We start from the raw sequence: 13,284 nt of genomic DNA, 5'->3' as shown, positions 1-13,284 counted from the left end.
TGAGTTGTTGGTAATGCTTGTGGGTGTTAGTCTGAGAGTGGGTCATGAAGATTCCTGCTTTCTTGTTTAGCTAGCACTAACAAGAATAGGTCTTCATGGCCTTTTTGGTCTAGTCGTCAGGGTGTTGCACTTGAATTGTAAACTGGGGAGATTATTCCGCTGGCAATTGAATATAGCAATCGCGTCTCAATCAAGAGCGTGTTCGGCAACCATTCAGGCGATCTCGAATACGCTTTTCTTTATGCACTGATAGATCGCTATCCACAAGTTCACGTTGATCTCAATGACAGTAATCCGGCAACCGACTGGCGCTGTGCATACTTGCTAGGACATGTTGGCATTATGCTCGCCCACGGAGATGTGGCCAAGGACAAGCTGACAGGGCTTTTTCCATTTGAGTACAAAAAGATATTCAATATGGCAAAAACATACGAACTTCACTCGGGCCACTATCATAGCGAGCGGTTTAAAGATGATCGTGGCATTATGTGGCGCCAGCTTGGAACAGCAAAGCCAAATGATCCCTATGAGATTAAGAATGGCTTCACCACGGGCAAGCATTTGCTGTATGCGTTCGTTTATGACGATGAAAGGTTGAGATGCACATATGAACTCAATTAAAAATGGCCTTTACATTGTAAAAGACGGCCAGCTAATTAAAGCGGTGAGTGCACCGCCATATGGAGAAGCAATCGTGCGGTTCCAAGAAGGAAAACCGGTATTCTACTCCACCACAGTAAGTAACCAAATAAAAAAGTGATCCACCTAATGAACTAGGGGAACGCGGAAGGACAAAACGTCTAACCGTGTTCCCCTATTTTTTTGCGTTCTAAAGGAGTGAGGACTATGAGACGAGCATCAGCTCAAATCAAAAATACAGATGCTGGTAATATGACAAAGCTTGAATATGACATGATTACCGCTGTTGATCGTGCGGCTAAGAAGAAATCTACGAAGAAAAACCCCAATGAGCCATTTGCCCAGCACCTTGATTTTAGTAAGTGGTTAGAGGCAAACGGTTAATGCACGCGATCATTTATACCAAACCAAACTGTGCCAAGTGTCGTATGACCGCAAAACTGCTGTCTCGTGCCATGCCAGTCCAAACAATCATGGCTGACGAACAAGACTATGCACGTTTCCGCAAGCTAGGCTACAAGTCCATGCCAGTCGTTACCGTGTACAAGCCAGATGGCACGCGCGACACTTGGTCAGACATGCGAGTGGACAAGATTAAACAGTACACAAAGGGTGATGCTCTTGGCTAACCGTGAGCGTAACCACGCCTTCTACCAGTCTAAGCGATGGCAGCACAAGAGGGCAGTAGTCATGCGCAAGTATAACTATGAAGACCAAGAAGCCAAGCGATACGGACGTATTGTGCAAGCCACGATGATTCATCACATCTATCCACTGGCTGACTATCCGATGCTGGCATTGCAGACGTGGAACCTGTTGCCACTCTCTGCTGCATCACACAACAAGATGCACGACCGGCTCACGGATGAAGTGACTGGTGCTGGATTGTATTGGCAACAAAAACGAAGACGCGATTTTGAAAAATTTTTTGCCGATAAAAATTTGGATCCCCCCCCGTTCACAAAAATAATTTTGGCTTACGGGAGACGGGACAATGGGAGTTTTTTCCGACTACGCGATAACTGTAAGTGAAAGGGGTGTCGTGAATGGCAAAAGAAGTACGGGTCGATACGTTGGACCGCAGGCGTCGTGTGGTCGAGCAGATGAAAGACCTTGGCGTGTACAAATCAGCATACGATGACCTCATCACAATCTACGCTGGTATGCTCGACCAGTACGCGGTCCTTATTAATCAATACGAGCAGTCTGGTTACAAAGTCACGGAAGAATACACCAACAAAGCCGGCGCGACAAATCAGCGCAAGGTGCCAATTCTCAATGCGATTGAGTCTCTGCGAAAGGACATTGCCAGCTACTCTGACCGGTTGCAACTCAATCCTAAATCGAATAGTGTGGAAGTCGTGCCGACAGTGAACGCTAACCCGCTAGCCGACTTCATGAAGAGCCGTGTTGCGGATGGATAGCTTCAAAGTTGCCAAGGCATATGCAACCGGTGTGATTGATGGCACTATTCCGGCGAACCGGTTGCGTGTACAGGCTGGTGAGCGGTTCCTTAATGATTTGAAGCGGACAGATGAGTTCGATATTCGGATGAAAGACGCCGACTTCGTGATTGATTTAATTGAGAATGTATTCGTGCATCAGCAAGGTGAAGACTTGGAAGGCCGTCCTATGCGTGGACGGCCTTTACTTTTAACTGATTGGCAAAAATTCTGCATTGTCAACATGTTGTGTTTCTACAAGAAGGGTACAGACCTGCGCCGCTTCCACGAAGTTCTGATTATGATTCCGAGAAAACAGGGTAAGACGACGTTCGCCGCCGCGCTCGGCTTCGCGTTATCACTGCTCGAAGCACGATCGGGTTCAAAGCTGTATGTGCTAGCGAATAGTTTAAAACAGACAATGGAGTCGTTTAGTCTGCTGAAGTTCAACATCGACCGTTTCCACGATTCGAGTTATCAGATACGTGATAACAACTCGGAGCACAGCATCACGAAGGACTTTGGCGAAGATGGCTCAATCTATATTCAAGCGTTGGCGAGTGATGAGAAACGGCTGGACTCGCTGAACGCCAACCTGCTTATCCTTGATGAACTGCACGCGTTCAAATCAGCAAAGAAATACATCCTGATGAAGAACGCACAGAAGGCCTATCGAAACAAACTGTTGATTGGCATTTCGACCGCTGGCGACATCCCGAACGGTTTCCTGGCACAACGCGTAGAGTACGCCAAGAAGGTGCTGTCCGGTCAAATCAAAGACGATGAATATTTCTTCTTCATCTGCCAGGCTGACCAGAATGAGGATGGCGACGTGGATGACTTCACTAGTGACGAAGTGTTGATGAAATCAAACCCTTCGGTTGGCGTGTCAGTGTCACTTGATGATTTGCGGCGTGATGCCGAGATGGCACTCAACGACCCACAGACGCGGCTTGAGTTCTTCAACAAGACACTGAATGTGTTCACAGCTTCCAGTAAAGCTTACTTCGATATTGAAGACTTCAAAGCATCCGACCGTTCCTATGATTGGTCATTGAAAGACCTGGCTGGCATGGGTATCAAATGGTATGGCGGTGCGGACTTATCTAAGTTACATGACCTCACTGCTGCAGCCTTGTATGGCCGAAAAGGCGATACTGACATTGTTATTACGCACGCGTTCTTCCCACGACAGGCTGCACATGAGAAAGCTGACAAGGATGGCATTCCACTGTTTGGCTGGGAGGATGATGGTTGGCTGACGATGAGCAACACCGCGACTGTGCTGTATGACGACATTGTGAAGTGGTTCGTAAGCATGCGCGCTGCTGGGTTCAACATCAGGAAGGTCGGCTTCGATAAGAAGTTTGGTCGTGAGTTCTTCATGCAGATGAAGAAAGCACACTTCAAGATTGTCGATCAGCCGCAATACTTCTTCAAGAAATCAGAGGGTTTCCGAAGAATTGAAATGAAGGCTAAGAACAAAGAACTCTACTACGTCCACAGCGAAGCATATGAATACTGCGTGTCCAACGTGGCGGCTGTTGAGAAAACGGACGACATGATCCAGTACGACAAAATTGACGGTCAGTCAGGCAATCAGCGCATTGACTTGTTTGATGCGTCTGTTTTCGCATGTGTTCAGATGTCTGAAGACATCACGAAGAACGAAAACGCATCAGCCTGGCTGAAAGGAGGTGATTAAATGTTTGGACTAAAACGGAAAACTGAAAAACGCAGCACACCGCAAATTGTCCAACTGGGTTCGCCACAGTGGGCTGAGCTGTTGCAGACTAGCGGTTACACGCGACTGGCGGACAACCCAGACGTGCAGTCAGCGGTGAATACGATTGCCGAGCTGGTTTCTTCGATGAGCATTCACTTGCTGGAAAACACTGACAAAGGTGACAAACGAGTTAACAACGAGCTGTCGCGATTGATTGATGTTAGCCCGTCGAAGGGTATGACCCGAAAGACATGGCTGACAAAGATTGTCCGAGACCTGTATCTGTATGGTGATGGCAATTCGCTGTGTCAAATCATCGCCCAGCCGGGAAGCGATTATCTCTCCGAGTTGCGCCCGCTGGACATGATGAATGTGAGTTATATCTACGATTCGCAATCCTCCGACTTGCGCGTTCGATATGGTAACAAAGAAATGGACTCGGCTCAGTTGGTGCACTTTCTTATCAACCCTGACCCGCGCTACCCTTTAATTGGACACGGGTTTGACACAATTCTTAACACCACATTGAACAACCTCGCACAGGCCGCCAAGACTAAATCGGTATTCATGAGCGGCAAATATATGCCGAACATCATTATCAAAGTTGATTCTGATAGTGAGGCATTGAGCAGTGACGCTGGCCGTGATGAAGTTAAGAACAAGTACATCGGGCATTCTGACGGATTGGAACCGTGGGTCATTCCGGCGGACTTGCTGGAGGTACAACAGGTCAAACCGCTGACCTTGCAAGACATCGCCCTGAATGAAGGCGTGGAAATCGACAAAAAGACTGTGGCTGGACTCTTCGGAGTGCCGGCTTTTTTGTTAGGCGTCGGTGACTTCAACCGTGAAGAGTACAACAACTTCGTCAACACGCGCATTGCTGGATTAGGTCAGATGATTGCTCAGGCGTTGACGCGCGATGTGCTCATCTCGACAAATTGGTACTTCCGTTTCAACCCGCGTTCACTTTACCAATACGATCTAACCGAGCTAGTGAACGCCGGTAAGGAAATGGTCGACCGCACAGCGATGAGGCGGAATGAGTGGCGTGGTTGGGTTGGATTGCCACCTGATGATGAGATGGAAGACCTCATCACGCTTGAGAACTACGTGCCAACCGACAAACTTGGCGCACAGGCCAAATTGAAGGGAGGTGATGACAATGGAGAAACGAACCAGTCTGACCAAGACGGCGGACTTCCTAGCGGCGACTGAAGAGGGTGGCAAGAAATATTTGTCCGGCTACTTCATCCGGTTTAACGAAGAAACTCAGTTATACAGAGGTCAGTTTGAAACGGTGGCACCAGAAGCAATTCCGGACGACATCGCAGACCAAGACATTCGCGCGCTGTTCGATCATGACACAGGTAAGGTGCTGGGTCGCACAAGCGCCGGTACTATGACATTACGCAAAGATGATAAAGGGCTTTTCGGAACCGTCGAGATTAATGACGACGATCCGGAGGCCCTTTCAATTTACGCAAAAGTAAAACGTGGGGATGTATCACAAGCCTCATTCGGCTTCTACATCCGAGACCAGAAGGTGGAAAAGCGTGATGACGGCTGGCACAACACGCTAACCGATGTTGACCTGTTTGAGGTTTCGGTTGTGGCTTTTCCGGCATATGAAACAACCGAGATTGGCGCACGTAGTCGTGATAATGAACACGCCGAAGAAGAAGCGTTCAACGAACGCAAACAAAAACTTGTTAAGGAGTTGAAAGAAAAATGGAAAACCCAATTATCTTAAACGCACGTTTGAAGATGGCGCGTGCCGCATTAGCTGAGAACGAAAAGAAACGTTCTGAGCTTGAAACTGCCAAGCAGGCCATTCTGCGTGCTGCTGATGAGGCCGCTGATCAGGAAGCATTGGACAAGGCGGCCGCTGACAGTGATGAAAACTACAAGTCCATCGAAGACCTGCAGAAGGAAAACGAAGACTTGAAGGCTAATATTGCTGACCTTGAAAAGCAACTGGAAGATGCAAACGAAACGCCCGCAGAACCCGACAAACCGCAGACAAACGCAAAGAAAGGTGGAGAAACCCGCATGAAGACGATCGAAAAAGAAAACCCAGAAGTTCGTGGGCTGATTGATTACTTGAACAGCAAAGGCCAGAAGCGTGATGGCATTGTATCCGGCGATGTGGCCGCGATTATTCCACAGCAAATCCTGTACAAAGCACAGGACGAACTCAAGACCACGTATGATTTGACCAAGTTCGCTGACGTTATCAGCGTACAGCAAGCCGGTGGGACCTATGCTGTGGCTAAGAAGACAGATGAAAGTCTTCACACCGTGGAAGAATTGGCAGCAAACCCAGAGCTGGCAAAGCCTGAACTCATCACTGTGAAGTGGAACGTGGGTACCTATCGTGGCTCAATCACCACCTCTCATGAATCTCTGCGTGATGCGACCGACCTGAACCGCTTGCTACAGAACGTGCTCGACCAGGTTGTGTTAAATACCAAGAACCGCTTGATTGCCGAAAAGTTGAAGACTGCTCCTGCTGCTTCTGCTACTGATGCAGACGGCATCAAGCACATCATCAACGTTGACCTCGACCCAGCCTACAACAAGTCTGTCATCGCCACTCAATCTGGGTTCCAATTCTTGGACACCTTGAAGGACGGTGAAGGCCGCTACTTGATGCAACCGGACGTAACCTCTGCTACTGGCTACCGTTTCCTTGGCCTGCAGGTTGGCATTGTTCCAGATACCGCACTTGGCGCAGCCGCTGGTGATGCGTTGGCATTCGTTGGTGATGCGAAGCGCTTTGTCAAATTGTTCGACCGCGAAGAGGTTCAACTGGGCTGGTCTGTGAACGAAAACTTCGCACAAGCTATGCTCGCCGCTATCTCCGTTGACGTTGAAGTCGCTGATACCGCTGCTGGTTATCTGGTAACGCTTGGCCCAAAAGCGTAGCGCCGGACACCCCGGCGTATGATCCAACCGGCGATGTGAAGCCGACCGACACTAACACGGTGGCTGAAATCACCGCATATCTGGATGCGCATAGCATCGACCACACGGGGAAGACTGTGAAGGCTGACCTGTTGGCACTAGTTCCCGCTGACTAAGGGGGTGGCTTGAATGGCTGGATTGGATAAACTCAGCTTACTGAAAGCTAATCTGGGGATAACTTCAGATACACGTGACCCGTATTTGCAGTCAATTCTAGCGAGTGTAGAAACCGAGCTGAATGCTTCCGGCGTGACTGTTTTGGATGAAGACAATCCGGCAATCATGCTTCAGATTGATTATGCCGCATGGCGCTTCCGCAATCGCGGTGAAGGTACGATGCCACGCAACATCCAGTACCGCCTACACAATCTGATGGTTGGGCAGGTGGGTGTCTATGATTGACTGGAGCGAAGACGTAACTCTCATCGGTGCGACATACGAACCGGACAAATACGGCAATCAAATCACAAAAGAGACGAAAACCACGGTGCAAGCCGGGAAGAAAGAACTGACGATGAGTGAGTTCTATGCGGCGGCCCAAGCTGGCATTCGTCCAGAAGTCGAATTGATTGTCCACGCGTTTGAGTATGACGGCCAGCAAACTATGAAGTGGCGCGGCAACGCATATACTCTCATTCGCACTTACCAGCGCAACGCAGACGAAATTGAACTGTATTTGCAAAGGAAGGTGAGCGATATTGGCGATTGAGATTGACCTCTCAAAGCTGCTCGACCAGTACAAGGAAGATGTTCAGCAGAATGTGGATGAAGCTCAACAGAAAGCCGCAAAAGCTGCGGTGGATGAATTGACTTCGACTTCGCCGCGTGATACGCAATCAGGGAAAAAATATTATCGAGGCTGGACGACTCGGAAAAAAGGTAAGGGCTTAGTGGTCTACAACAAGAACAAGCCGCAGCTCACTAGCTTGCTGGAAAACGGCCACGCGACCCGTAACGGGAAGCGTACTCGTGCCATTCCGCACATTGCTTCTGCCGAGAAGACTGCCTCCAATACATTTGAAGCTGCACTCAGAAAGGGGCTGAGCTGATGCTGGCTGACCTAATCACTGGACTGTCGGCAATCAAACCGACCACGTATGGCGCGTGGGGAACGGGCAATGCCCAGCCTCTGCCGTATCTGATCGTATTCGATACTGGCCCAGATGACTTCTATGCCGATGATGCACATTATCTAAAACGTGGTACCTACCGCGTGGAGTACTACTTTGAAATCAAGGACCCGGTTGTGGAGACACAAGTTGAGTCCTTTTTTGATGCTAACGAAATTGATTGGTCATGCGATGGTGACGCGTACATCGAGACCGAGAAGATGTTCGAGCGCATTTACTATATTGAAAAAGGAGAATAAACATGGAAGAAAACACAGAAAACAAAGTCGAGTTTGGCCTCAAGAACGCATACTACGCCATCGCCACTGATGACGGTTCTAAGCTGAGCTATACGACTCCGGTTCCGCTGAAGGGCGCAACCGAACTAAGCATCGACCCAGAAGGCGACTCCAATGACTTCTATGCCGATGACACGAAATACTATACTTCCGTCAGCAATCAAGGGTATTCAGGCAAGCTGACCGTGGCCCGACTTAACGATCAGTTTAACCAGGACGTGTTTGGCGACATTATTGATGCCACAACTGGAATGCAAGTAGACAACACGGATGCAGAGCCAAAGCAGTTTGCACTGCTATTCGAGTTCAGCGGCGATAAGAACCGCACTCGTCACGTGATGTTCAACGTCACGGCAACTCGGCCTTCCATTGGTTCTAAGACTAAGGAAGACAAGACTGAAGTTAACACACAGGAATTGAGCTTCACTGCCGCACCGGATCCGTATGAACATCGCTCTCACGGCAAGGTGTCTGAAGGCTCACCTTCATACAGTGACTTCTTCTCGGAAGTCGTTGTGCCCGGTAAGGCCGCAGCCACCACCTCCACTGAAGGCTAGTCCGTCACATAGTCGCCTATGAAATCAACAGTACACGAGCCTGTGGGCGGCTCATATATAGGAGGAAACAATGCTAAAAGTAGTTAATCTGCCAGATGGCAAACAACTTGCGCTACGTTCCAGCGCGGCTACTGCGATTTTGTATAAAAATCAGTTCGGTACTGACTTCTTTGCTGACATGATTCGGCTGGCGAAAGTGTTTGATAACGTTCAATCGACCGGAGACAAGAAGTCAAATGATTTTGACCTGACCAAGATGGCGTATGACGACATTGCCAATCTCGACATGGGAACGCTGTACAAAGTTGTTTGGGCTTTTGCCAAAAATGCAGACAGCTCCATCGGCGACCTTGAGACGTGGCTTGGAACTTTTGATGCTCTGCCGCTAGACGTCACGATGGGCGCAGTCATGGAGCTGATGCAAAGCCTGTTCACGACAACAAAAAACTAAGTAGCGCCGACCAATCAGACGAGCCAATCGACACTGACTCGTTCCTGTACATGGCGAAGGTCATGGGGTTCAGTGTGAGTGAACTCAACGAGCTTTCGATTGGTCAGGTGCTTGATCAAAGTGTCGAGTATGTCAACGCCCACAAGAGCGGTGGCGAGAAGTCGCGCCGAGCAACACAGGCTGACTTCGACAACTTTTAAAAGAAAGGAGACGAAAAAATGGCGGGTAACATTAAAGGAATTACGATTGAAATCAATGGCGACACGACCAAGCTCGACAAAGCTTTGTCCGGCGTGAATAAGCAGACCACAGCCGTCAACAAAGAATTGCGGCAAGTGGACAACCTGTTGAAATTTAATCCAGGCAACACAGAGCTGGTTGCTCAGAAACAACAACTGTTGGCAAAACAGGTTGAGCAGACTAGCTCAAAGCTCAAGACGTTGAAGGAAGCTCAGGCTCAGGTCGAAGCACAGTTCAAAGCCGGCGACATTGGCGAAGACCAGTACCGCGCCTTTCAACGCGAGGTGGTCGCGACTGAAGGCAAGCTTGATCACTTCTCTGGTCAGCTCAAAGATACCGATACCTTCCTGAAGGATAACAATGACGCTGCGGGCATGGCTGCAGCCGGCTATTCTAAGACGGCGGTTAAGGCCGCGCAGGCAGGGAACGACATCAAAGGCATGGGCAACGACGCTGATGATGCCAGCAACAAACTCGACCAGATTGCCAACAATACATTCAGTGAGAAACTCCAGAACGTGGGCGATGCCTTCAGTGACATTGGTGGCAAGATACAAGAGTTTGGTGAAACAGCAGTCGACGCCTGGTCTGAAATGGATAATTCTGTTGATAACCTGACTAGCAAAACCGGTGCGACTGGGGCGGCTGCCGAAGTGCTGGGTAAATCATTTGAGAAGGTCGAAGGCTCTATGGCCGGCTCTCAAATGGAAAGCGAAGACCTGTCAAACACTATGGCAGGTCTTCATTCTGTCTTCGGGCTAACCGGTGATGCGCTGGAATCAACGACGAACTATGTCGCGGAGTTTAGCGCGGTCACTGGTCAGTCCGGTGCTGATGCGGTTGATGCTCTGCGCGACACGCTTGGCAAGTTCAACGTTCAGGCAAAGGAAATACCTGGCGTTCTTGATACCTTCACGGCGGCCAGTCAATCGAGCGGTGTATCAGTTGATGATCTAGAATCATCAGTCGCCGATGCGTATCCAGTCTTTAGCCAGCTCCATATCAGTTTGAAAGACGGCGTAGGTGTTGTTGCACAATGGGCTAAAGGTGGGGTTGACGCTTCTACTGCTTTGAAGGGGATGCAGAAAGCCTCTGCGGCTTATGCAGCGGACAACAAAACTCTGCAACAAGGCCTAACAGGAACTTTCAACGCGATTAAAAACGCGAAGTCACCAGTCGATGCACTGAACGCCGGCGTTGAAGCTTTTGGCACTCGTCAAGCACCAGCGATGGTGGCGGCAATTCAGTCCGGCAAAGTCAGTCTTGATGAATTGAAAGGCGCTGCCACTGACAGCGCTGGAACTGTAAAAAAGTCGTTCGACCAGACTTTGGACCCGATTGACAAAGCCACGCAGGCGCAAAAGCAGATGAAGCAGTCACTGGCTGATATTGGTGGCGAAATCTTAGCTACGGTCGCGCCGGTGCTGAAGCAGGTTGCAGATTTTGCAAAAAAGGCGGCCGAAGCATTCGGCAAACTACCAGCGTCAGTCAAACAATTCATTGTTATTTTTGGCGGTGTTTCGGTCATTATTGGGATGCTCGCGCCGATTATTGCGGCAGTTGTCACACTCGGAGGCACGTTCTCTCTGATTGCCCTCGGTATTGCAGCCGCAATCGCGGGCATTGTTATCGTAATCAAAAACTGGGGTTCCATCGTTACTTGGTTAAAAGGTGTCTGGAACGGGCTGGTCGCGTTCTTCAGCAATATGTGGAATGGCATCAAGACCACATTCACAAACACGATGAACGCAATTGTTGCTTTCTTGAAACCAGTTTGGAACGGAATTAAGTCATTCATCACGGTTGTTATCACTGCCATCGCACTGATTATCGGTACGGCGTGGAATTTAATTCATAAAACTATCACCACGGTAATGAATGCAATTAAGGCGGTTATTTCATCAGTATGGAATGCCATTAAAGGTTTTGTGATGCCAGTGGTTAATGCAATCAAGACAGGCATCACAACAGCGTGGAACGGCATTAAGAAAGTGACTAGCACCGTGTTTAATGCGGTTAAGTCAGTTATCACATCAATCTGGAATGGTATCAAGTCATTCGTGACTGGTGCGGTAAATGGCATCAAAGGTGTAGTCACTGGCGTTTGGAATGGCATCAAGAGCGCTACTTCCACAGTTTGGAATGGCATCAAGAATGCGATCATGACACCAATTAACATCGCTAAGAAGGCAGTAAGCAAGGCTATCAACGCCATCAAAGGCTTCTTCAACTTCAAAATCAGCTGGCCACACATTCCGATGCCGCACTTTGGCATTTCGCCGGCAGGTTGGAAGATTGGCGACCTGCTGAAGGGCAAACTGCCACATCTGTCCATCAACTGGCACGCGGCTGGGGGTATCTTCAACAAGCCAACTCTGTTCGCTGGTGGTGATGGTTCCGTCCACGGCGTGGGTGAGGCTGGTGCTGAAGCGGTGGCACCAATCAGCAAGCTGATGGACTACGTTCAAGCCGCAGTCAGCAACACGATGGGCGCGGCAACTGCCCAGCAACTGGCATACATGAAGGAACAAAACGACATGCTGACTGAGCTGGTTGAAGCGGTTGTGGAAGGCGTTCCGGCATATGTTGACTGGAAGGCGGGAGCACGTACGATGCAGCCAGAAATTCAGCGCCTCACTAACTCGGCCGCTAGAACAAAGAATAGGAGGTTTGGGAATGCTTAGATATGAATTGCCGGTTACTTTCAACGGCGTTTTGTTGAATGACTTCATCACGCCTTCATTCTCAACTGATACGGGTATGCTCCCAGAGACCAGCGACTCGGCTTTATCATTCGCCGAAGGTATCGGTGAACGGTTCACACGGCGAAAGTACGGCACGCGAACAATCAAAATACCGTATGCCATGCACAACCCCACCGAGGCTAAGCGTCAATCACTGATAGAGGCTTTGGCTGTTACTGAACCAAAGAAGCTCACGGTGGGTCGGACACCGGATCGCTACTATCTTGCGATTCCAAAGAATAGCGAATTTACAATCGGAGGTTTCCGGACTTCAGGCACACTGGAGTTCATCTGCTACGACGGCGTGTCTCACTCCAACGACATCACTACCGTCACCGGTCAGTCCGGCACCGATATCACGGTCACAAATGCTGGCACCGCACCGACTGCTCCTATCCTGACGGCTACAATGGCCGATGATAACGGCGTAGTAGCGTGGACGAACGACGCTGGCGGCGTGCTTCAATTCGGCGCTAATGATGAGATCGACGGCGTGACGAAAGAACGGTCGGAGCAGGTCTATCATTATACGTTTGACAGCGAGCCAACTGACGTGACACTTAATGACGGTGTGGTGGCTTATCCGCTTTTCAACGGGAGTGAATCAATGCCCAATCAGCAGACTGGGCCATTTGACTATACAAGAACGCCGGGAACAGCAACACCAGCTAGTGTGCGAACGGCTGACATGAAGTGGTCTGGTCCTTCCATGAGCGGCAAGCTACCGGTCAATTCGGCTGGTAAGCTCAATGGAAACTTCCAATGGGTGAACAGAATGAAGTTTTCAACAACTAAGAATACAACCGGACGGTGTGAGTTTAACCTCACTAAAGGCCATGAAGTCGTTGTATCCCTTCTGTTGTATGACAATTCACGTTCAACCGACATGCTGATGTTTGAGGGCACTGTGAACGGTCAACATTTGTTCTTGGATAATCTTCCACGGTCGTACTACAAGAATGATGAATACGACCTAGTTATTACGAAGCTAAGAAGCCAAGTTACCTTTCGCATTAATCGGGTCACCCTTGGTGGTGGCGGAGTTGAAACACGGACAGTGGCAAATTTCGATGCCTCCGAGATTGACGGTTGGACAGTCTGGCTCACAGG

General features: G+C 49.4%; 16 protein-coding genes and 2 pseudogenes. All 18 read left to right on the top strand.

Annotated elements, in window-relative coordinates; translation table 11 throughout:
* Nucleotides 1–321: 321 nt before the first annotated feature.
* A complete protein-coding gene (locus EKM90_RS11995) occupies nucleotides 322–621 on the top strand; it encodes a hypothetical protein (RefSeq protein WP_081334455.1) in 300 nt (99 codons plus the stop codon).
* Nucleotides 622–846: 225 nt separating this feature from the next.
* Entirely contained in the window at nucleotides 847–1,023 is a 177-nt protein-coding gene (locus tag EKM90_RS12960) for a hypothetical protein (RefSeq protein WP_164507986.1), read from the top strand.
* A pseudogene (locus EKM90_RS11990) lies at nucleotides 1,023–1,268 on the top strand (ribonucleoside-diphosphate reductase); the annotation flags it as partial. The gene EKM90_RS12960 and the pseudogene EKM90_RS11990, both read left to right, overlap by 1 nt.
* 61 nt (nucleotides 1,269–1,329) lie before the next feature.
* Nucleotides 1,330–1,671 carry an HNH endonuclease gene (locus EKM90_RS11985; RefSeq protein WP_191987482.1) on the top strand — a complete coding sequence of 114 codons (342 nt, stop codon included), beginning with the start codon at nucleotides 1,330–1,332 and terminating at the stop codon, nucleotides 1,669–1,671.
* Nucleotides 1,672–1,685: 14 nt separating this feature from the next.
* Nucleotides 1,686–2,063, top strand: coding sequence for a P27 family phage terminase small subunit (locus EKM90_RS11980; RefSeq protein WP_125582966.1), 378 nt, complete (start codon nucleotides 1,686–1,688; stop codon nucleotides 2,061–2,063).
* Nucleotides 2,056–3,786, top strand: coding sequence for a terminase large subunit (locus EKM90_RS11975; protein WP_125582964.1), 1,731 nt, complete (start codon nucleotides 2,056–2,058; stop codon nucleotides 3,784–3,786). The genes EKM90_RS11980 and EKM90_RS11975 overlap by 8 nt, the downstream gene beginning before the upstream one ends.
* On the top strand, nucleotides 3,787–5,025 hold the full coding sequence (locus EKM90_RS11970) for a phage portal protein (protein ID WP_125582962.1): 1,239 nt from the start codon (nucleotides 3,787–3,789) through the stop codon (nucleotides 5,023–5,025). It abuts the gene before it with no gap.
* Nucleotides 4,973–5,560 (top strand): HK97 family phage prohead protease, encoded by a 588-nt coding sequence (locus EKM90_RS11965; RefSeq protein ID WP_225422872.1) that lies wholly within the window; start codon nucleotides 4,973–4,975, stop codon nucleotides 5,558–5,560. The genes EKM90_RS11970 and EKM90_RS11965 overlap by 53 nt, the downstream gene beginning before the upstream one ends.
* Nucleotides 5,539–6,735, top strand: coding sequence for a phage major capsid protein (locus EKM90_RS11960; RefSeq protein ID WP_191987481.1), 1,197 nt, complete (start codon nucleotides 5,539–5,541; stop codon nucleotides 6,733–6,735). Before EKM90_RS11965 ends, EKM90_RS11960 begins: the two co-directional genes overlap by 22 nt.
* Before the next feature lie 168 nt (nucleotides 6,736–6,903).
* Entirely contained in the window at nucleotides 6,904–7,176 is a 273-nt protein-coding gene (locus EKM90_RS11955; RefSeq protein ID WP_125582958.1) for a phage gp6-like head-tail connector protein, read from the top strand.
* Nucleotides 7,169–7,483: a phage head closure protein gene (locus EKM90_RS11950; RefSeq protein WP_125582956.1), complete on the top strand. Its 315-nt coding sequence runs from the start codon at nucleotides 7,169–7,171 to the stop codon at nucleotides 7,481–7,483. Before EKM90_RS11955 ends, EKM90_RS11950 begins: the two co-directional genes overlap by 8 nt.
* Entirely contained in the window at nucleotides 7,473–7,823 is a 351-nt protein-coding gene (locus EKM90_RS11945) for an HK97 gp10 family phage protein (protein WP_125582954.1), read from the top strand. The genes EKM90_RS11950 and EKM90_RS11945 overlap by 11 nt, the downstream gene beginning before the upstream one ends.
* Nucleotides 7,823–8,143 carry a hypothetical protein gene (locus EKM90_RS11940; RefSeq protein ID WP_125582952.1) on the top strand — a complete coding sequence of 107 codons (321 nt, stop codon included), beginning with the start codon at nucleotides 7,823–7,825 and terminating at the stop codon, nucleotides 8,141–8,143. The genes EKM90_RS11945 and EKM90_RS11940 overlap by 1 nt, the downstream gene beginning before the upstream one ends.
* A gap of 2 nt (nucleotides 8,144–8,145) precedes the next feature.
* Nucleotides 8,146–8,739: a major tail protein gene (locus tag EKM90_RS11935; protein WP_125582950.1), complete on the top strand. Its 594-nt coding sequence runs from the start codon at nucleotides 8,146–8,148 to the stop codon at nucleotides 8,737–8,739.
* Nucleotides 8,740–8,809: 70 nt separating this feature from the next.
* Nucleotides 8,810–9,190: a hypothetical protein gene (locus EKM90_RS11930; RefSeq protein ID WP_125582948.1), complete on the top strand. Its 381-nt coding sequence runs from the start codon at nucleotides 8,810–8,812 to the stop codon at nucleotides 9,188–9,190.
* Between the two features lie 50 nt (nucleotides 9,191–9,240).
* Nucleotides 9,241–9,390, top strand: a complete 150-nt coding sequence (locus EKM90_RS12955) for a hypothetical protein (RefSeq protein ID WP_164507984.1) — start codon at nucleotides 9,241–9,243, stop codon at nucleotides 9,388–9,390.
* 18 nt (nucleotides 9,391–9,408) lie between these two features.
* Nucleotides 9,409–10,635, top strand: a pseudogene (locus EKM90_RS13275) (phage tail tape measure protein); the annotation flags it as partial.
* 1,471 nt (nucleotides 10,636–12,106) lie between these two features.
* Nucleotides 12,107–13,284, top strand: a 1,178-nt coding sequence (locus tag EKM90_RS11920) for a distal tail protein Dit (protein ID WP_191987480.1), incomplete at its 3' end; no start/stop codon positions are given.

The sequence above is a fragment of the Lacticaseibacillus suibinensis genome (assembly GCF_003946175.1).
GTDB classification, from domain to species: Bacteria; Bacillota; Bacilli; order Lactobacillales; family Lactobacillaceae; genus Lacticaseibacillus; species Lacticaseibacillus suibinensis.
The sequence above is the reverse complement of the archived record's forward strand: the minus strand, read 5'-3'. Positions and strand labels throughout refer to the sequence as shown.